Annotated in this window: 17 protein-coding genes; 2 read left to right on the plus strand and 15 right to left on the minus strand. The window is 61.9% G+C overall.

Annotated features, from left to right (window positions below; all coding sequences use genetic code 11):
- Positions 1–81 precede the first annotated feature (81 nt).
- Positions 82–1,260: a porin gene (locus BLW71_RS08955; protein ID WP_091795284.1), complete on the minus strand. Its 1,179-nt coding sequence runs from the start codon at positions 1,258–1,260 to the stop codon at positions 82–84.
- Between the two features lie 325 nt (positions 1,261–1,585).
- Here BLW71_RS08955 and BLW71_RS08960 point away from each other — a divergent pair, with 325 nt between their 5' ends.
- Entirely contained in the window at positions 1,586–1,861 is a 276-nt protein-coding gene (locus tag BLW71_RS08960; protein WP_091795286.1) for a DUF4148 domain-containing protein, read from the plus strand.
- Here BLW71_RS08960 and BLW71_RS41575 read toward each other — a convergent pair.
- The 5 genes from BLW71_RS41575 to BLW71_RS08980 form a co-directional block, all read right to left on the minus strand.
- A complete protein-coding gene (locus BLW71_RS41575) occupies positions 1,849–2,043 on the minus strand; it encodes a hypothetical protein (protein WP_177204993.1) in 195 nt (64 codons plus the stop codon). The two genes, BLW71_RS08960 and BLW71_RS41575, sit on opposite strands and share 13 nt — an antisense overlap.
- A gap of 73 nt (positions 2,044–2,116) precedes the next feature.
- Complete coding sequence (locus tag BLW71_RS08965; protein WP_091795288.1) at positions 2,117–3,232, minus strand: porin; 1,116 nt, start codon at positions 3,230–3,232, stop codon at positions 2,117–2,119.
- A gap of 222 nt (positions 3,233–3,454) precedes the next feature.
- A complete protein-coding gene (locus tag BLW71_RS08970) occupies positions 3,455–4,162 on the minus strand; it encodes a response regulator transcription factor (protein WP_091795291.1) in 708 nt (235 codons plus the stop codon).
- Positions 4,163–4,198: 36 nt separating this feature from the next.
- Positions 4,199–5,596 (minus strand): HAMP domain-containing sensor histidine kinase, encoded by a 1,398-nt coding sequence (locus tag BLW71_RS08975; RefSeq protein ID WP_091795293.1) that lies wholly within the window; start codon positions 5,594–5,596, stop codon positions 4,199–4,201.
- 10 nt (positions 5,597–5,606) lie between these two features.
- Positions 5,607–6,284 (minus strand): response regulator transcription factor, encoded by a 678-nt coding sequence (locus BLW71_RS08980; protein ID WP_091800641.1) that lies wholly within the window; start codon positions 6,282–6,284, stop codon positions 5,607–5,609.
- 365 nt (positions 6,285–6,649) lie between these two features.
- On the opposite strand from BLW71_RS08980, the gene BLW71_RS08985 reads away from it, so the two are divergent.
- Complete coding sequence (locus tag BLW71_RS08985; RefSeq protein WP_091795296.1) at positions 6,650–7,003, plus strand: DUF4148 domain-containing protein; 354 nt, start codon at positions 6,650–6,652, stop codon at positions 7,001–7,003.
- An 81-nt stretch (positions 7,004–7,084) separates the two neighbouring features.
- Here BLW71_RS08985 and BLW71_RS08990 read toward each other — a convergent pair whose 3' ends face one another.
- Genes BLW71_RS08990 through BLW71_RS09030 form a run of 9 tightly spaced genes read right to left on the minus strand, consistent with a single transcriptional unit; the run spans position 7,085 to position 19,980 of the window.
- Positions 7,085–10,291, minus strand: a complete 3,207-nt coding sequence (locus BLW71_RS08990; protein WP_091795300.1) for a multidrug efflux RND transporter permease subunit — start codon at positions 10,289–10,291, stop codon at positions 7,085–7,087.
- A gap of 13 nt (positions 10,292–10,304) precedes the next feature.
- Positions 10,305–10,853, minus strand: a complete 549-nt coding sequence (locus BLW71_RS08995) for a GNAT family N-acetyltransferase (protein ID WP_091795303.1) — start codon at positions 10,851–10,853, stop codon at positions 10,305–10,307.
- 4 nt (positions 10,854–10,857) lie between these two features.
- Entirely contained in the window at positions 10,858–11,439 is a 582-nt protein-coding gene (locus BLW71_RS09000; protein ID WP_091795306.1) for a GNAT family N-acetyltransferase, read from the minus strand.
- Between the two features lie 7 nt (positions 11,440–11,446).
- A complete protein-coding gene (locus BLW71_RS09005; protein ID WP_091795309.1) occupies positions 11,447–12,808 on the minus strand; it encodes a TldD/PmbA family protein in 1,362 nt (453 codons plus the stop codon).
- Positions 12,808–14,244, minus strand: a complete 1,437-nt coding sequence (locus tag BLW71_RS09010; protein WP_091795312.1) for a TldD/PmbA family protein — start codon at positions 14,242–14,244, stop codon at positions 12,808–12,810. The genes BLW71_RS09005 and BLW71_RS09010 overlap by 1 nt, the downstream gene beginning before the upstream one ends.
- The gene (locus BLW71_RS09015; RefSeq protein WP_091795315.1) at positions 14,237–15,904 is read right to left on the minus strand and encodes an ABC transporter ATP-binding protein; all 1,668 of its coding nucleotides are present in this window, start codon (positions 15,902–15,904) and stop codon (positions 14,237–14,239) included. The genes BLW71_RS09010 and BLW71_RS09015 overlap by 8 nt, the downstream gene beginning before the upstream one ends.
- Positions 15,901–17,016 (minus strand): ABC transporter permease, encoded by a 1,116-nt coding sequence (locus BLW71_RS09020; protein ID WP_091795318.1) that lies wholly within the window; start codon positions 17,014–17,016, stop codon positions 15,901–15,903. Before BLW71_RS09020 ends, BLW71_RS09015 begins: the two co-directional genes overlap by 4 nt.
- Entirely contained in the window at positions 16,970–18,022 is a 1,053-nt protein-coding gene (locus BLW71_RS09025; RefSeq protein WP_091795321.1) for a microcin C ABC transporter permease YejB, read from the minus strand. The genes BLW71_RS09020 and BLW71_RS09025 overlap by 47 nt, the downstream gene beginning before the upstream one ends.
- Positions 18,023–18,030: 8 nt before the next feature.
- Positions 18,031–19,980 (minus strand): extracellular solute-binding protein, encoded by a 1,950-nt coding sequence (locus BLW71_RS09030; RefSeq protein WP_286161956.1) that lies wholly within the window; start codon positions 19,978–19,980, stop codon positions 18,031–18,033.
- Positions 19,981–20,075 lie beyond the last annotated feature (95 nt).

The raw sequence follows: 20,075 nt of genomic DNA on the forward strand, positions 1-20,075 counted from the left end.
AACAACAGCGCATGGAGAAGTCGCCGGCTCGTTGCCGGCGAATCTTGCGTTTCCGTCGAGCGGGCAATCCCCGCGCTACGCTCAGAACCTGTGCCGCATTCCGACCGCGACCACGGCCTGGCGATCATTCGAAGAAGCCGCCAATGAATAAATCGAGGCATTGGCTAGCACTGCGATGCCGTCCGCGCCCGAGACGCGTTGATACACGCCCTCCAGATACAGATCGGTGCGGCGCGACAGCGCGTAGTCCGCCTGCAGCATGAACTGATTCCATCTCGGAGAGACACTCTTGCCGGCGTCACTGAAATGCCCATCGGTCAATGTATAAGAACCACCGAGCATAAACGCGGGGGTGACTGCATAGCGCGCGTTCAGTTCATAGTTATTGAAGGTCAGCAGATCGCCGTTGAGCGTGGAATAGACACCGCCTTGCGTGATCTGGTGCGGGTCGTCGAGCATTGTGCGCGTGAAGACGAGGCCGACCGTCGCGGCGCCGAACGTGTACCGCCCCGCCGCCCCCAGAATGCGTTGACGCGCGCCGGTCAAGGTCGCATCGCCGTCGCTGCTGCTCAGCGCGCCGCCCGTATTATTGGGCTGATTGACACCGCCCGGCTGGTTAGCCTGCAGATAGGCGACCGCCAGATTGAACGGGCCGCCCGCCCATTGCGCACCAAGGCTATAGGCGTTGTTGTCGCTAAAGCCGCCCGCCGCGTTACTGAACGCGTAGGCGCCGCCCAACGTAACGCCGTCATAGGTTGCGCTGCGCAACTTCACCGAATTGTTCATGCGCAGATCGTTGTTGAGGTTATCGTTATCGAATGGGTGATCTGCAATGTTGCCGCCGAAACCCGAACCAGTCGCGGACAGCGGTGCGACGAAATCCACCAGAAAGTCGTATTGCCGGCCCATTGTCACGCTACCCCACTGCGTACTCGCGATACCGACCCACGCCTGCCGGCCGAATTCATCCCCGCCGTTGGAGAACTTGCCACTGTCGATATTGAAACCGTTCTCGAGATCGAAGATTGCGCTCAGTCCGCCGCCCAGATCCTCGTTACCGCGCAGCCCCCAACGATCGGTACTTACGTTGCCGCTTTCCATCATCCAGTTGCTTTTTCCGCCGGTGCCCGCCTTCTGGTTGCTGATGTAGTCGAGCCCCGTATCGAGCGTGCCGTAGAGTGTCACGCTGCTTTGCGCGTGCGCTGCCGCGCAGAAGGTGCCGGCCAGCGCGACGAGAGTGGTTGCCAGTGCTTTGTTCATGTCTGATTCCGGGTAAGAGAAGGCGCCGGTCCGCGCATCGCCAGACCGACCCCGCACACCGTGCGGGTAGCCGCAATGTAGATAGCCGCAATGACACACCCGTGATCAAAACCGGTCGCTCAATGAAACGTTTTTTATCTTCATGACATGCGTACTGCGGGCAACCCATTCATCGGCTAACAGACGCTTCAACGGATAAATATCTTTTCATGCACACACCGCCGATCCGCTAAACCCGGTTGTCTATCCTTCTCATCAACCGATTCGCGAGCGCATCCAGGTTCGCGCATCGGTCTCACCCAATCTGATTTGTGAGGATTACGACATGAAAACCCTGACACTCGCCATCGCTTTCATCGGCGCCACCGCAACGGCTTCAGCCTTCGCTCAATCGACTACTGCGGCAAACCAGCAGTCCGCCGCGCCCTCCATGCAAGTGGCCGCGAATAGCACCGCGGCGGTCAACGCCGCCGGCTCGTGGATTCCACCTTATGGCCAGTCCACCGGTGAAAAGACGCGTGCTCAGGTCTACCGGGAACTGGTACACGCGGAGAAAGACGGACAACTCGCGTATCTGAATTCGACGATTTACGCGCACTGAGATACCTGTAGTGCACGATCAAATTTCTCGCCAACGATATCGATGAATTTTCGCACCGCGATTAAACGATCCACCCGTTTCGCCGCTGCCGCAGTTGCCGCCGGCCTGCTGTTATCCGGTTGCGCGACGGCACCTTCTAGCACTGCCGACAACTGCGTCGGGCCACCCAGTTTTTGCAACATCTATTTTGGTTCCTAGAAAAAAGAGCGCGCTAACCTTACGGCTAGCGCGCTCTTTCTGCCAACAGCTTCAGCCCTAGAACGAGTGCCGCACGCCAACCCGGCCGACCACCTGCTTGCCGTCAGACGACGGATCGAAGCCTGCAATTTGCGCCACTGCGCCGCCGCTCGCCTTTTGCAGGGCGGCCAATGCATACACGGCGGTGCGTTTGGACAACTCGTATTCCGCGCTCAGATTGAGCTGCTGATACTTCGGCTCCTGACCGGTCGCGTGATTCCTGCCATCCGTGTAGGTATAGCCCGCTGCGAGATTGAGCTGACTGGTCGCCGCGAAAGTGCCGGCGAATTCGTAGTTCTGGAATTTGACATCCTGACCCGCGTCGCCCTGCTGAAAATCGACGTTGGTGAAGTTACCCATTACCTTGAACTTGCCGAGTTGATACGAAGCACCCGCGGCAAAGATGCCCTGACTGCGCGCATTGGCCAGATAGTTGCCGTACACCGCATTGGTAAATCCCGAGCCGTTCTGATAACTCTGGATCGACTCCTCGGGATCGTTCACGCGCAGATAGCCCGCGCCAATGGAGAACGGCCCGTTCGTGTACGAGGCCGCCGCGCTATAAGCCGCATTATTCGAGAACTGCCCCGCCTGACCGCCGAACGAATAGAGCGCTTCGCCGGTGAAGCCGCCGATAGTGGGACTCGTGTACTTCACGGCGTTGCTGATCGCGAAGCCGTTATCGAGGTTATCCATGTCGTTGGGGTGGGAGAAATACCAGCCGCCATAGCTATCGTTGAGCGAGAACGGTTCGATCAGATCGACGATCGGATCCCACTGCCGCCCGAGGGTGATAGTGCCGGCCGTCTGACTGGCGATTCCCACGTAGGCATTACGCGAGAAAGCGAGTCCGCTGCCGAGGCTGCCATTGGTCGAATTGAAACCACTCTCAAGATCGAAAATGGCGGACAGGCCACCCCCGAGATCCTCCTTGCCTCTGAGCCCCCAACGGCTGCCGGCGCTGACACCACTGGCCATTTGGTAGAGACGGTTGCCATTGACGTTGCTGGCAAAGTCGATACCCGTATCGAGAATTCCGTAGAGAGAAACGCTGCTCTGCGCATGCGCGGAGGATGCGATGCCGACGCAAAACAGTGCCCCGACCAGACGCACCAGCTTCATCTTCTGATTCATGAATCACCTTTCATTTAATTGAGGATGCCTGACAAAAGCGATCACACTACGATGTATGCGACCACGCCACGAATATATCGGGATCAGAAATCACCACGCCTGCAAGACAGACTTTCAATTAATGCGTTGGATTTTCATGAACAGATCATTGACTCAGGCCGTAATGGCGGATCGGAGAAAACGGAAGGAATGCGTGAAAAAGAGACCAACCTGTCACCGGCGTCAAACCGAAACCTGATACCCAAACCGACTGACCGTCTCAATCCTGACCTCGGGCAAATCACCCAAAAGTTTTCTCCTCAACCGGGAAACGACAAGATTGACACTCGAAGGATCGACATCCTCCTTCTCCGGCCAGGCATACCGAATAAGCTGATCCCGTGCCACGGGCGCATTCACCTGCCTGATCAGGCACTCGAGCAGCAGAAACTCCCTACGAGTAACAGCGACCCTCCGCCCGCCAAAAACGAGCTCCCGCGTAGCCGCGTCGAGAGAAGGTTCATCGGCAGCATTCAGAACCGGAGAAAACGAAGTGGGACCAGAACCGCCAAACGCCACCCGTGCCACGCCAATACGCTGCAAAGCCTGCAACCGCTCATGCATTTCAATGAATGAATAAGGTTGACAGAAACAGGCATCCGCGCCGGCGCGCAAGACCTTGGTGCGATCCTGGGCGGTAGCCGCTCCCAGCACGGCGACGATCGCCGCGCCACTGCGCGCCGCGGCAAACTCCCCAATGAACTGCAGCAGGGTGGGATAAAAACCAACTTCCAGCACCATCAAAACGATCGTATCGAAGGGTTCCTGAGTCGCGAGAAAGACCCCATCGCGCAGATCATCGGCACGCTGCAAACTGTGCGCGCTCTCTTGAAGCGCCTTGAAAAGCCACGCAGCTTCCGGATGAGCAGGACCCACGAAGAGAACACGCATTCACTACCCTTCAGGAACGAGAAAAAGAAACAGGACTCACGCCAACGTGCTCGACCAGCATTCGATGGATATCCGGGTGCCTGGTTGCGCATTACCGATCTTCATGGTGAAGTCGTGCACCCGCATCACCGCGGAGACGATGCTCAGCCCCAGTCCGGAGCCGGCCAGATGCCGCGTGCTCTCGCCGCGATAGAAACGCTGCAGCACCGCATCGCGCTCGCCGGCGGCAATGCCTGGACCGTTGTCGACGATATCCACCTGCGGCCCGGCTGCCGTCTGCCGCAGTTCCATACGCACCACGCCGCCTTCGGGCGTGAACTTGATGGCGTTGTCCACCAGATTGCTCAATGCTTCAAAGAGCAACGCGCGGTCGCCGTAAATCGAATCCACCGGCTGGACATGGACAGAAAGCCGGATCGAACGACTCTCGGCAAGCGGCTCGTAAAGTTCGCCGACCTCGGTGATCAGCGTCTCGAGTTGCGTCTCGCCAAACCCGCCGCGCCGCTGCAATGTGCCGATCTCGGAGATGCGCAGCATGGCGCGAAACCGGTCGAGCAGCGCGTCCGTTTCAGTGCGCGCGCGATCCACCAGTTTCGCGAGCGCGGCATCGTCGAGCGTTTCCGTGCGCTCCGCCGCGTGCGCAAGGAGGGTTCGCACATGCGCGAGCGGCGTGCGCAGATCATGCGCGATGCCGTCGCACGCACCCTTCACTTCGTTCATCAGACGCTCGACTTCGGCAAGCATATGATTCACCAGATGCGCAAGCATATCCACTTCGTCACGTCCGCCGATCGGCAGACGCTGCGCGAGATCACCCTGCGCGATGCGCTGCGTGACGCGCCGGATCGCTTTCAGCCGGCGCATCTGCCGCACGCTCATCGCGAGGCCGCCGGCCACGCCGGCGAGCAGACAGAATACGCCGCCGCCCACCAGCGCATTGATGATGGTCTCGCGAATCCGCAGAATGTGCGTGAGGTCGCGCGCGATCACGAGCGTCGAGCCGTCCTTACGCCGCTCGGCCATGGCGCGCACCACCGGCGCCTGATCGTTGCGCCCCAGCGCAAGCGTCAGATCGAGCGTTTTGCCGCTCCGGTTAGTGGGCAACGCGGCCGGATACGCGAGCACGTCGCCGGCCAGCAGACGGCCGTCAGCGGCAAACAGACCGTAGTAATTGGTGTGCATGCGCTCATGTTCGATGCGCCGGTGAATCGCATCCGCAAGGTCCGAATCAGGCAGCGAATCGAAGTAGATCAGTTGCCAATCCATCACCACATCGGTCTCGCGCTCCATGTCGCCGGTCACGGCCCAGCCGATGAAGCCCAGCAACAGCATCACGGAAAACGAAAAGATGACTGCGTAGACGGAAAGCAGGCGAAAGGTGGTGGAGTGCCAGCGCCGCCCGAGCGCGGACTGAGCCGGGAAGGAAGTGTCCATCAAAATGTGCTCATGCGAGGATATAGCCCGAGCCCCGCACGGTCTGGATCATCGGCGTCACGCCGGGCGGGTCGATTTTCTTGCGCAGGCGCCCCATGTGCACGTCGATCAGATTGGTGCCCGGATCGAAGTGATAGCCCCATACCGCTTCGAACAACATGGTGCGCGTGATGGTCTGCCCCGCATGGCGCATCATGAATTCGAGCACGCGGTATTCGGTGGGCAACAGGGCGATTTCCTCGCCGTCGCGCTGCACCTTGCGCGAAATCAGGTCGAGTTCGAGCGGCCCGACTCTCAATTGAGTTTCGAGTTGAGCAGTCGAAGTCTGACTGCGGCGCAGCAACACTTCGAGCCGCGCGGTCATCTCTTCGGGGTCGAAAGGCTTGGTCAGATAATCGTCGCCGCCGGCGCGCAACCCGCGCACCCGCTCGTCCACGTCGCCGAGCGCGCTTAACATCAGCACCGGCGTCTGGATGCCGATGCTGCGCATGGTGGTCAGTATCGTCAGACCATCCACGCCGGGCAGCATGCGATCGAGCGTGATCACGTCGTAGTCTTCGCTAATCGCGCGGGCCATGCCGTCCCGGCCGTTGGCCACCCAGTCCACGGTGAAGCCACGGCTTTTCAGTTCACCGACAATTTCATTCGCGGTAATTTCATCGTCTTCGATCGTCAATACTCGCGACATGATCATTGCATGCGCCGCAGCCAGCTCAAACGATGCAAGCGGCCGGCGCGACAGGTTATCAGTAGAAGGACATGATGCCATATTCGGCTTGCGCGTTCTGAGCACGGGAGAGCGGTCGACGGATGCCGGCGCATCGCCCAAATGCCTGCATGCAGGCTACGCGAGGGGGGTTAGCGGATGGATATCCGCTTCATGAAGAAAAATTTAAGTTCACCGCGAGGCCGTGAAAGTCCGGAAAACCACGCGACGATAAAACAAGTTTCATTTTCCCGACGCTTTCCCGGTAGGCCGCTTCCACTAGCCTGATGTCAGCCCGCAACTCCTCCTCGCGGGACAAATGAAACCTTCTCGTGGATAAATCGGAAATGAAACTTGCAACGAAAACCCTGCTCAGCGCCCTTCTTCTGATCGGCAGCGCATCGGCCATGGCGGCGCCACATCTCACACCGCAGCAATGCAACGACTACCCGTTCAAACAATTGAAAGGCGAAGTGACGCACAAGCAATTGATGCGCGAGCTCGGCGAACTCGAAGCGGTCGGCTACCAACCCAGCGACGATGACGACAACTACCCGAGCGACCTGGAACAAGCTGAACACAGGCTGCAAACCGAGTATCGTGCGGACTGCATGCCTGCCGCACCGCACGTGTCGGCGAGCAATACGCAGGCGCCGGCCGGCGCTACCCCCGCTCCGGCGGCGCATCAGCCGGCCGGTTGAGCGCGGCGCCGCAGGTGGACCATGCACGTGGATCATGCAGGTGGATCACGCATAGGTGAACAACGCGCAGGCGGCACGCCGTCAGGCGGTCGGCGATTCGTCGAGTGGCGCGCGTTCGAGCGAAGCACGGCGTGCCCGCCGCGCCTCGCGCTTGCGATGCAACTCCGCAAGCCGGCGCCGGCCATGCGTGAGCGACGCGACCGCATGAAACGCGACCGGCGCGAACACCAGCCCGAACACTGTGGCAGCCAGCACCCCGCCGAATACGCCCGTGCCGATCGAGCGGCGGCTTTCCGCGCCCGCGCCGCTCGACACCACCAACGGTACGACGCCGAGCAGAAACGCCGCCGAGGTCATCACGATCGGCCTGAAGCGCGCACCGGCCGCCTCGGTCACCGCACGCGTCAACGGCAGGCCGCGTTGATACAGATCGCGGGCGAACTGCACGATCAGAATCGCGTTCTTCGCCGCGAGGCCGATCACCGTGATCATGCCGACCTTGAAGTACACGTCGTTGGGCAGGCCGCGCAACAGCACCGCGGCAACCGCGCCGATCACGCCGAGCGGCACCACCATCAGCACGGCCAACGGGATCGTCCAGCTTTCATAGAGCGCGGCGAGCGCCATGAATACCGCTAACAACGAGAGGCCGACCAACAGCGGCGTGAGTTTCGCGGCCGAGGTTTCCTCGCGTGCCGCATCGACCCAGTCGTACTGGACGCCGACCGGCAGCGCGGCGGCGAGCCGTTCCATCTCCGCCATGGCTGCGCCGGAGCTGTAACCGGTCGCCGCGTGACCGCTCACGTCGAGCGACGGATAACCGTTGTAACGCGTCAGCATTACGGGGCCGATCGTCCACTGACGCGTCGCGATAGCCGAGAGCGGCACCATGCCGCCCGTCGAGTTGGGCACCGCGAGCGCCAGCAGGTCGTCTTCGGTCATGCGCGCGGCGGCGTCGGCGGCGATCATCACGCGGCGCATGCGGCCGCCCGCCGGGAAATCGTCGATGTAGGTCGAGCCAAAGGTGCTGCCGAGCACGTCCGCGATGCGATCGAACGACACGCCGAGCGCATACGCTTTTGCGCGGTCGACGATGAGTTCGACGCGCGGCGCGTCAGGCAGATCCTGAAAGTGCACCGAGGCCAGCACCGGACTCGCCTTGGCCTGCGTGAACAGTTGCTCGCGCGCGGCCTTCAGCGCGTTGAGCCCCACCCCGCCGCGATCTTCCAGTCGAAACACGAAACCGTCCGAATGCCCGACGCCCGGCACTGACGGCGGCAACTGCGCCTCGACATTGCCATCCAGAATCTGGTCGAACTTTGCGTTGAGCCGGTCGCGCAAGGCTAGCGCGTCGACATTGCGCTTGCCCCAGTCCTTCAGTTCGACAAAGCCCATCGCAACGTTCTGACCGCTGCCCGAAAAGCTCCAGCCGATCACACTCGTCACGTTGGCGATGGCGGGCTCGGCGTGCAGAATATTTTCCACGCGCTCGACCACGGCCAGCGTGCGAGCCTGCGTGGCGCCCGCGGGCAACTGCACCATCACCTGCAACTGGCCTTCGTCCTCGCTCGGCAAAAAACCGCCTGGCATTTGCCAATAGAGCAAGCCGCACACACCCACCAGCACCGCGTAGACCGCGAGCATCGGGCCAATACGGCGCAGCGTGCGCGCGGTCAGCCCGCGATAGCCATGCGCGGCGCGATCGAAGCCGGCCGTGAAGCGGCTCGCCGCGCGCGCGGCCAAACCCGGAATGCCGCGACGCGCATCGCGTTGACGCACCGATTGCGTATGCGCCTTCAGCAGGTTCGCGCAGAGTGCGGGCGTCAACGACAAGGCCATGAACGACGACACCAGCATCGACGCGATCATCGCCACCGCAAACTGCCGGTAAATGCCGCCGACGCCGCCGGGAAAAAACGCCATCGGCACGAACACCGCTGTTAACACCGCCGTCACGCCTATGATCGCGCCGCCGATCTGCGACATGGCCTTGCGCGTGGCTTCCCGTGGCGGCAAGCCCTCTTCTTCCATCACGCGATGTACGCTCTCCACCACCACGATCGCGTCGTCGACGAGAATCCCGATGGCGAGCACGAGGCCGAACAGGGTGAACACGTTGATCGACAGACCGCAGGCGTACATGGCGAGAAACGCGCCCAATAGCGTGACCGGAATCACCACGGTGGGCACCAGCGTATAGCGTAGATCGCGCAGGAACAGCCACATCACGAAGAACACCAGCACCACTGCTTCCGCGAGCGTGACCAACACCTCATGAATCGCGATCTGTACGAAATGCGCGTTGTCGAACGGGATTTCGATGGAGACGCCCGAAGGCAATCCCTTCGATAACTCGGCAAGCCGCGCGCGAATCGCGTTCGACGTTTCGAGTGCGTTGCCGCGCGGCCCGAGCTGAATCCCGACCGTCGCCGCGGCCTTGCCGTTCAGGCGCGAATAGAACGAGTAATTGTCGCGCCCGACTTCCACCCGCGCCACGTCGCGCAGGCGCACGGCCGAGCCGTCCGGCCGCGCCTTCAGCACGATCTGGCCGAATTCCGCGGGCGAGATCAATTGCCCCTTCACGTTCACCGAGGCTGTGAGTTGCTGGCCCGGCACGAACGGCGCGTCGCCGAGCGTACCGGCCGTGACGGTCGCGTTCTGCGCGGCAATGGCGGCGTTCACTTCGGCGGCGCCGAGTCCGTATTCACGCAGCTTCATTGGATCGAGCCAGATACGCAGCGCTTCGTCGGCATCCCACAGTTGAGCCGAGCCCACTCCCGGCGCGCGCTTCAGTTCGCGCAACACGTAGCGGCTCAGATAGTCGCTCAATTGCACGGAGTCGCGCGTGCCGTCGGTCGAGGTGAGCGCCACCAGCATCAGGAACGTGTTGGCCGCCTTGAACACGGTAATGCCCTGCTGCACGACCTGTTGCGGCAAACGCGGTTCGACCTGCTTGAGCCGGTTCTGAATGTCGACCAGCGCGAGATCGGGATTGGTGCCGGGCGCGAAAGTCGCGTCGATCTCGAGCTCGCCCAGGTTGTCGCTGGTCGTTTCGTAATACAGCATATTGTCGGCGCCATCGAGACTCTCCTCGATAATGCTGCCGACGTTCGCGTCCACGACTTCAGTCGAAGCGCCCGGATAGGTGGCGGAAATCACGATGCGCGGTGGCGCAAGACGCGGATACTGCGCCACCGGCAGTTGCGGAATAGCCAGCGCGCCCGCCACGACAATGGCGAGCGCGACGATCCAAGCGAATACCGGGCGGTCGATGAAGAAGAATGGCACTCAATGAACCCGTTCAGATGGCCTGGAGGCTCGGTGCGTCGACAAGGCGGGCCATGTGCAGCACGTCCGCGAGTACGCCGTCGCGTATCGCAAAAGCGCGCGAGAAGCCCTCTTCGACAAAGCCGAATTTGCGGTACAGCGCGATGGCTGGCGCGTTATCGGAAAATACCGTGAGGTCGATACGGCGCAAACCGAGCGAGCCGTCTGCGCAGTCGATCAAGGCTTGCAGAAGCGCCGAGCCGACACCGCGCCGATGATACGCGTCGTGCACGGCGAGCCCCATATGGGCGCAGTGCGCGCGGCTCGGCCGGTGAATCTCCAGCCCGGCGTGGCCGACCACGCAGCCGTCGAGAACAGCGCACACGTTCACGCCGCTTTTGAGGCGCCGCTCGTACCACGCCGCGAGTTGTTCAGGACTGCGATAGCCGACTGACAGGGTGCCACGCCGCACACGAGGCAAGCTCATGATCTCCGCGAACGCATCCATGTCGGACGATTCGAGCGCGCGCACCATAATACATTTGTCATGCGCTCCGCCGTCCGGCAACCTTTCTTCTTTCATGGTCTTATTCCGCTGCGAAATGGGCGGCCGGTGCCGGCGACATCCACGGCGCCGGCTCACGCAACCGTGCCATGAAATAGCAATCGATCAACGCGCCGCGACGCAACACCGCACCGCGCTGATGTGCTTCGATTTCGAAGCCGAACTTGCGATACAGCGCGAGCGCCGGGTGGTTATCGGTGAAGACATGCAGTTCGAGGCGGCGCAGACCGAGCCAGTTGTCAGCCAGGTCGATCAGTTCGGCCATCAGTACTTGACCGATGCCGCGCCGTTGCCATGCGTCGTGCACACCGATGCCGAGCGAAGCGGCATGCGCGCGGCGCCCCTTTAAAGGCGTGAGTTCCGCGTCACCGACCAGCGTGTCGCCGATCACCGCGGCGATCGCGATTTCCGGGGCCGCGAGTTTTTCGAGGTACTCGCGCGTGCTGGCCACCGTCCGATATGGCATATGCGGATTGCCGTTCATCGCGCCCGGCAACTGCTGCATGGCGTGGAATTGCTCCGTGTCGGCCACGCGCAACGCACGCAGCGTCAGCCCCTCGGGCAAGCTCTCAGGTTTCGATTTTGTTATTTCTTGTTGATCCATAGGCGGCTCATAACGTCAATTCGAATGACTTCACCAGAATGCCGGGCAATTGCATGCCACCCGTGGCGCGCTCGCCCCATGTCGAGTCGCTCAATAGCAGTTCGGCCTGCGCGCCGAGTTGTTCGAGTTCGCTGCCGAGCAAACGGTACAGGCTGTCGTCGAAACGCATGGCCTCGAGTGGCGCGACGATTTCGCCGTTCTCGACCCAGAAGGTCGCAAAGCGCGTCATGCCGGTGAGGCGGCAATTCATGCGGTCCGAGAAGTTCACATACCAGAGGTTGCCGATATAGAGCCCGGTACCGAGTTTCGCCAGCACGTCTTCTTCGAGCAGATCGCCCGCTTGCATAGAGAGTGCTGCCGGTGACTCGCCGGCGAGCGCCCCATTGGGCGTCAAACCGTATTCGCGCGCGCTGCGTGCGTTGGTCAGCCGTTCGGCACTGCGGCCCGCCTGAATCAACGGGACGCTGTCGCGCAGATAGCCGTCGTCGTTGAAGCCGGGCGTGATGCCGAGACTCAGATCTTCGCTGATCGTCACTCGCGGGTCGACTACGACTTCTCCCACATGCAGCTTGTATAACTCGCTGCGTGAACTGGCCTGGGCGCGTGCGGAAAAGCCGCTCCATGCGGCAACACCGAGCAGTTCGGACAACGCGGCGGGCGCCAGATAGGAACGGTAGCGTCCCGGCGCCAACGCGCGCGGCGTGCGAGCGAGCACGGCAAGGCGGCTCGCGGCCTGCTCAACCTTGCGCGAGAACACGGCGTCGCTCCAGTCGTCGCCGGCGTAGGTCGTTTTGATCGCGCGGCCGCTCGGGTCGTACAACGACCAGCTGAAATTGAAGTTGTCCACCTCATACCAGCCGCGACTGCCGCTCGTGGACGCGAAGCCGCGCACGATCGTGCCGCCCGCATAAAAGCCCACGAAATCGATCCCTTGCGCGGATTCGGCGACGATCCGCGCCAAACCGTCAGGGTCCGGCAGCTTGCCGGAACGCTGGGTGGTGCGCTCCCATTTCGACGTGTCGAACAGCAGATGCGGATCGTCCGCCGCGTCGCGCAGCCCTGCTCGTAAGGTGGCGAGCGCCGCGCTCACTTCGTCGAGATCCTGTTGCAGATCGCCGCATACGGTCAGCGTGGAATAAGCCTGACGCGCGCCGTCGATCAGGCGCAAGGTCAGCTTGCCTTGCGACACGCTGCCGGTTTGCCGTACCTTGCCCGAATTGAGTCGAATAAAGTCGGAATGCTCACCCGCAAACGAACTGAGCGTGGTTTCGCCGCCTTGTTGCAAGCGTTCGATCGCATCGGCAAGCGCGGTGAAATGCCGCTGCCAATCCACCGACGTCGCGGCGCGCGAAGAGATGAACTGGCTCATCATGCGCCTCCGAACACGTCGATATTGCTGAATACGCAGGCCGGCGAAGCGTGGCCCACCCGAATGATCTGCGCCGGTTCGCCCTTGCCGCACATGGACGTGCCATACACTTCACGCGTAGCCGCATTGCCCACCGCGCTCAGACTGCGCCAGAAATTCGCGGATATACCGCGATAATTCGGCTGTTTCACGACCTGCGTGAGTTTGCCGTTTTCGATCAGTTGGCCGAACTCGCAGCCGAACTGGAATTTGTTGCGATGATCGTCGATCGACCATGACGTATTGGTGCGCATCAGAATGCCGTGTTCGATGTTGCCGATCATCTCTTCCAGCGAACTTTCGCCGGGCTCGATATTCAGATTCGCCATGCGGTCGATCGGCGGCCGGTTCCAGTTCGACGCGCGCGAGTTCGCCACACCCGGCATACGTGCGCGCTGCTGCGACAACGCGCCGCCGAGCGGACGCTCCAGCACGCCGTTGCGAATCAGATACTGTTTGTGTGCTTCGGTGCCGTCGTCGTCGAATGCGTAGGCTGCCGCTTCTTCGCGCAGTTCCGGGTCGAAGGTGACGTTCAGCAACTCGGAACCGTAGCGGTACGAACCGAACATGTCCTGCTTCACGAAACTCCAGCCCGCGAAATTGCGCTCGTCGCCGAGAATGCGGTCGAGTTCGAGCGGATGGCCGATCGACTCATGAATCTGCAGCATCATCTGGTCAGGCATCAGCAACAGGTCGCGCTTGCCTGCCGGGCAATTCGGCGCGGCCAGCAGTTGCAACGCCTCGTTGGCGACACGTGCGCCCGAGCCTTCGAAGTTAAAGCGCGCCAGCACTTCCATGCCGCCCTGCCCGAGCGTGCCGTAGTTGCCGCCGAGCGTGCGCACTTGCGTGTCGCCGTTTGCGTGCGCGGCGACGCTCAATTGCGGCATCACGAAGCGGAATTGCTGGTCGATGCGAACGCCGTCGCCGGTCATGTAGAGCTGATCCGTGTGGATGATCTGTACCGCCGCCACGCGCTCCACGATTCTTCCGTCGAGATTGGCCGCGGCGCATTCGGCGCCCAAACGGTCGAGCCACTCGGCGCGGCTCGGCAACGCATGCTGCGCATTCGGCGACACATACTCGCCACTCGCCACCGGACGCGCGACTTCGCGGTGGTCGATCAACGACAAGGCCGCGCTCGCTTCCGCGCGAGCGGTCGCCATATCGAGCGCCGCCTGCAAACCCGCCGCCGACAGGTTCGCGGTCGCGGCATAACCCGCGCCGGCGCCCACCCAGGCAATCAGCATCGCCCCGCGATCGCGCACCGTGCGCAGCGGCTGCGCGATGTCGTTGCGGATCTCGTGATCGTCGATCTGTTCGTCGACAATGCGCAGCGACCAGAAGGCCGCGCGGCTTTTCAGCGTACGGGCGGCCTGCGCCCAACGTTCGTCAATCATGGAGTTTTCCCGTGTGCGTCTGTGCGGCGCGCGGCTCCGGCACATTGAGCGACGACGCCAGCAGCGACTGCGTATAAGGATGCGACGGTGCGTGCAACACGTCGAGCGTGTCGCCGGTTTCGACGATGCGTCCCGACTTCATCACGATCACGCGATGCGCCATGGCTCGCATCACCGCCAGATCGTGCGTAATGAACAAGTAGCTTAGCTTGTACTTTTTCTGCAGATTTGTCAGCAGATTCAGCACCTGCTTCTGAATCGAAACGTCAAGCGCGCTAGTCGGCTCGTCGAGCACCAGCAATTCCGGTTCGACCGCCAGCGCTCGCGCAATCGCAATGCGTTGCCGCTGGCCGCCGGAGAACTCGTGCGGGTAGCGCAGCATCGCATCGGCGGGCATGCCGACTTCTTCCAGCAGGCTGCCGACGCGTGCGCGCCGCGCCTTCGCGTCCACTTCCGGCCGATGCACGGCGAGGCCCTCGCCGATGATCTGCTCGACCGTCATGCGTGGCGACAGCGAGCCGAACGGGTCCTGAAACACGACTTGCATGCGCGAATACAACGCACGGCGCGAGCTCGCGGTTTTGAGCGTGGATAGCGGCATGCCGTCGATATGGATATGCCCGGCGGCCGGCTGTTGCAGGCCGAGCACGGTTGCGGCCAACGTGGATTTACCCGAACCCGATTCACCGACAATGCCGAGCGTTTCGCCGCGCCGCACGCTCAGATCGACATCCTGCACCGCGCGGAATGTTGAGCGTCCGAACAGGGAACGCCAGCCTTTCGCCGCCGTGCGGTAGTCGACGGCCAGTCCCTGCACTTCCAGCAACCGGCGCGCGCCCTGCTCGACCGGCGCCACCGCACGCTGCGGCTCGCTGTCGAGCAGGCGCCGCGTGTAGGGATGCTGCGGACTCGCGAACAGCGCCTGGGTCGTATTGGTCTCCACCAGTACGCCCTTTTCCATCACCGCGACGCGCTGCGCGAAACGCTTCACCAGATTCAGGTCGTGCGTGATCAGCAGCACGGCCATGCCGCGTTCAGCCGCCTCCTGTTCCTGCAACGAAATCAACAGATCGACGATCTGCTGGCGAACGGTGACGTCGAGCGCGGTAGTGGGCTCGTCGGCGAGCAGCAAACGCGGGCGGCACGCGAGCGCCATCGCGATCATTGCGCGCTGCCGCTGGCCGCCGGACAGTTGGTGCGGAAAGCTGTCGATACGCCGTTCCGGTTCGGGAATGCCGGTGCGCCTGAGCAACTCAATGCCACGCTCACGCGCCGCATTCGGCCGCAGACCTTCGTGCAGACGCAAACTCTCGGCAATCTGTTTGCCGATTGTAAAGAGCGGATTGAGCGCGGTCATCGGCTCCTGAAACACCATCGCGACATCCGCGCCGCGTAAGCCGCGCATCTGCTGCTCGGTTTTCTGCAGCAGATCCTCACCATCGAGCAGCATGCGGCCGCTCAATTCGGCATGCTCGACGAGCCGCAAAATGGACAACGCGGTCACGCTCTTGCCCGAACCCGATTCGCCCACCAATGCCACGCGCTCCCCGCGTGCAATGGACAGGCTGAGTTCGTGCACCGCCACTTTGTCGCCGAAACGCACGGAGAAACGGTCGATTTCCAGCAATGGCCGGTTGGTCGGCGCTTGAGTGTTGGTCATCGCGGACCTCCGCCGAAAGCCGAACCGCGCGAGCGCGTATCCAGCGCATTGCGCAATGCGTCGCCCATGAAAGTCAGCAACAGCAGCGTGATCACCAGCGCGGCAAATGCCGACATGGAGATCCACCACGCGTCGAGATTGTTCTTGCCTTCCTGAAGCAGTTCACCGAGGCTCGGCGTTGGCGGCGGCACGCCGAGACCGAGAAAGTCGAGGCTGGTCAGCGAGAGAATCGCGGCGCTCATGCGAAACGGCAAAAAGGTGATCACCGGCGTCAGGCTGTTCGGCAATACATGGCGCCACATGATCTGCCAGTTGCTCAGGCCCATGGTGCGCGCCGCTTTCACGTAATCGAGCGAACGATTGCGCAGGAATTCCGCGCGCACGTAGTCCGACAGAACGAGCCAGCCGAACATAGACAACAGAATGAAGAGCAGCCACAACGTGGGCTCGAAGATCGACGCGAAAATGATCAGCAGATACAGGTCCGGCATCGAACTCCAGATTTCGATCAGGCGCTGGCCGATCAGATCGGTGCGTCCGCCGTAAAAGCCCTGAATCGCGCCAGTCAACACGCCAACGACGACACCGGACACCGTGAGCGCCAGCGCCATCAGCACCGACAGACGGAAGCCGTAGAGCAGCCGCGCCAGCACGTCACGCCCGAACTGATCCGTGCCGAGCCAGTTGCTCGCGGTGGGCGGCGCCGGATACGGATGCGCGGCGAAATAGTCGATCGTGTCGTAGTGGAAATGATTCGGCGGATAGACCGCGAAGTTGCCGTTCGATTCGAGCCGCGAACGGATATACGGGTCGAGGTAATTGGCACGCGCCGGAAAGTCGCCGCCGAACAGCGTCTCCGGATAGTCCTTCACGATGGGAAAATAATAGTGCCCGTCGTAACGCACGATCAACGGACGGTCGTTGGACAACACCTCGCCGAGCAGGCTGATGACGAACAGCGACACGAAGATCACGAGGCTCCAGTAGCCCAGACGCTGCTGCCTGAAGCGCAGCCACGTGCGCCGCCACGGAGACGGCGACGCCGCGTGCGCCGCGCCGGCCGCGTCAGCGGTCCAGGCGGTTGAATTGGATGCGGGGGTCGACGAGGACATAGCAGACGTCAGCAATAAGTTTGGTTACGAGGGCAATCAGCGTGAACAGAAAGAGCGAGCCAAGCACAACCGGATAATCACGGCGAATCACCGAGTCGTACGACAGTTGGCCCATGCCGTCGAGCGAGAACAGCGTTTCGATCAGCAGGTTGCCGTTCAGAAACGCGCCGACGAATGCCGCCGGCAAACCGGTGAGCAACGGAATCGCGGCGTTGCGCAGCACGTGCTTCCACAGCACGTCGCGCTCCGGCGCACCCTTGGCGCGTGCCGTCAATACATACTGACGGCCGATTTCCTCCAGAAAGGTGTTCTTGGTCAGAATCGTGACGATCGCGAAGTTGCCCACCACCGAGGCCGTGACCGGCAGCACGATGTGCCACAAATAGTCGAGTACTTTGCCAAATGCACTGAGATCGTTGAAGTTATCCGACGTGAGGCCACGCATCGGAAACACCTGCCAGAACGTGCCGCCACCGAAGAGCATGAGCAGCAACACGCCGAGTACGAAACCAGGAATCGCATAACCGGCGAGCACCAGCACGCTCGTGACGGTATCGAAGCGCGAACCATTGCGCACCGCCTTCGCGATCCCCAATGGCACGGATATCAGATACGTCAGCAGCACCGTCCATAAGCCGAGCGTGATCGAAACGGGCAACTTCGATTTGATGACGTCCCACACGCTGTCATGCTGATAGTAGGACTGGCCGAGATCGAACGTCGCGTAGCGCTTGAGCATCAACAGATAGCGTTCGAGCGGTGGCTTGTCGAAGCCGAACTGCTTCTTGATCTGCTCGATCTGCTGCGGATCGACACCCTGGCTGCCGTGATAACCGCCGCCACCCGCCCCCGCCTCTCCGCCACGGCCAGCGCCGTGGCGGAGTTGCGTCATCACCTGTTCGACCGGCCCACCCGGCACGAACTGCGTGACGACAAAAGTCAGCGTGACCACGCCGAGCAGGGTCGGCACCATCAACAGCAAACGTCTGAGAATGTAGGCAAGCATGTTGTTCCTCAGTGGGCCGCAGCCGCGGATGACCCGGCGGACTGCGCAGCCTGGGTGGTTTGAGTGACGCGTGCGCCTGGTTTTTTCGCGTACCAGTAGTCGATCACCCAGTCTTCGTATTGGTACGTTTTGGGAACGATCTTCGGAAAGCCGATCGTGGTCTTGTAGCCGATACGCGCGCCTGGCGCGTAGTACTCCGGCACGAGGTAGAACGAATAGATCAGTACGCGATCCAGCGCACGGGTCGCCGCTTGCAGGTCGTCGAGATTGGTCGCGGAAAGCGCCGAGTGAATCAGCGAGTCGACCGCTTTCGAACGAATCCCCGGATAGTTTTCCGAGCCGACCTCGGACGCGGCCGCGCTACCGAAACGGCGCGTCAGTTCAGCGCCCGGAATCGTGACCGGCGGATAGATGAAGGTGGTCATGTCGTACTCGAAATTGTCCAGCCGCTTCTGGTACAACGCGCTATCGATTTCCCGCATATGCGCCTGAATGCCGAGCATGCCGAGCGCCTGCATATACGGCAGGATCAGACGATCCATGCCGGGCTGATCGTCCATGATTTCGATCGTCATCGGCGTGCCGTTGGCGTCGCGCAATGCGCCGTCGCGATAGTGCCAGCCGGCTTGCGCCAGCAGATCACGCGCCACGCGCAAATTGCCGCGCAAGGAGTTCGGCGCGATCGTGTCGGGCTGTTTGAGCATCGGACCGAACACTTCCGGCGGCACGCTGGCTCTCAATGGTTCGAGCAACGCCAGTTCCTTCGGACCGGGCATGCCGGTCGCGCCGAACGGACTTGCCGCGAAATAGCTGCTGGTGCGCCGGTATTGCCCATAGAACATCATCCGGTTCATCCAGTCGTAGTCGAATGCCATCGTCAGCGCGTGGCGCACGCGCGGATCCTGAAACATCGGCTTGCGTAGATTCATGAGCAGTCCCTGCATCTGCGCGGGACCATCGGCGAATTCGCCCTTCTTCAACAGGCCATTGTCGAAGTTCTTGCCGACGTATTTGCGGGCCCACTGCGTCGCGCTGTATTCGACGATAACGTCCGCGTCGCCCGCCTTGAAGGCTTCGAGTTGCGTGTAGTGGTCACGGTACAGATTGAACGTGATACTTGCGAAGCGATACATGCCGCGCCGCGACGGCAGATTCGCGGCCCAGTAGTCAGGGTTGCGCCGATAGGTGATCTGCTTGTCGTTCTTGCGCGACTCGATCAGATACGGACCGCTCGCGATCGGCGCCTCGTTCGCGATCTGATCGAACGGCAAACGTGTGCCGTCCGCACGCGCGCCCCACTTCGGCGAGAAGATCGGCAAGTCGCCGGCGATCAGCGGCGCGTCGCGCTCGGCATGCTTGAATTCGAAGCGCACGGTCGCCGGGTCGACAATCACGGCGCGCCTGATCACGGAGAACTGCGCATTGAACAAGGGCGACGCCTTGGAACTCGTCAGCATATCGAACGAGTATTTGACGTCGGCCGCGGTAATCGGATCGCCGTTCGAAAAACGCGCGGAGGGGTTGATGTGGAACGTGGCCGAGGCCAGGTCCGGCGCGACTTCTACGTCGTCGGCAATGAGCGGGTATTCGGAGGCGAGTTCGTCCCAGCTGCGCTGCATCAGCGTATCGAACATCAGATGCAAAATGTCCGGCGCGGGCGCGCCGCGCACGAGAAACGGATTCAGCGAATCGTAGCTCTGCAGTTCGTCGAAGTTCTGGAAGCTGAGCTTGCCGTCGCTCGGTGCCGTGGGATCCGCATAGTCGAAGTGCGTAAAGCCGGCGGGATATTTGGGCTCGTCGTATTGCGCAATCGAGGGCCGCGCCTGCGCGCAGATCGCGCTCAATGCCAGACACGCACCGGCGCACAACGCGATCCGCGCGGCGGTGCGAAGCCGCGGCACGGACGCTGATGCTGCCGTGGGCACGGCGCGCGGCCGGCGAAACTTCACAAGTCTCATCTTCGGAATGCGTAAGGACGCGCGCCGGCTTGACGCCGGCGCGCGGTAAGTCGAATCGGCGCGAGTGACGGCCCGACGCCGTCGCTCCCGTAGCT

The sequence above is a fragment of the Burkholderia sp. WP9 genome (genome assembly GCF_900104795.1).
GTDB lineage: Bacteria > Pseudomonadota > Gammaproteobacteria > Burkholderiales > Burkholderiaceae > Paraburkholderia.